General features: G+C 58.6%; 1 protein-coding gene. It reads right to left on the minus strand.

Features of this window, described 5'->3' with window-relative positions; translation table 11 throughout:
• Nucleotides 1–561: ISNCY family transposase (locus tag AC1DJO_RS29855; RefSeq protein ID WP_477974133.1), on the minus strand; the 561-nt coding region annotated here is incomplete at both ends.

The raw sequence follows: 561 nt of genomic DNA on the forward strand, positions 1-561 counted from the left end.
GTCAAGGAATGCGACAGCTTGCGAACCTCCTTGCGGCACATGGCATCATCGAGGTTCTCATGATCGGCCAACGGCCGGTGCATGTCCTTCGGATTGCGCGGTGGCTTCCCGAAACGCGTATTGAAATCCGCCATGAACTCAGGCGCATATGCGTTGGCCGCCTCGATCGTATCGATACCGCGCAGCCGCAATTCCTTCACCAGCCGATCCTGCAGCGTCTGATTGGCGCGTTCCACCCGGCCTTTCGCCTGCGGGGTGTTGGCGCAGATAATGTCGATGTTCAACTCATAAAGCGCCCGGCCGAATTGCGTCAGACCGCTCGTGCGGTCCGTCATCGAGGCATGCGTGCTGCGGAAAACACCGTGCTTGTCACTGTAAAACGCAATCGGTTTGCCCCATTGCTGCAAGTAAGCCTTCGTCGCATGCAGATAGTCAAAGGTGTTCTCAGAGGCGGCAAAGCGCAGATGCAACAGCTTGCCGGTCGCATCGTCGATGTAGACGAGCAGGGCGCATTTGCGGCCACGGTCCTCGAACCACCAGTGATGCGACCCGTCGATCTGG

It is taken from the genome of Rhizobium sp. 05N430 (genome assembly GCF_056396985.1).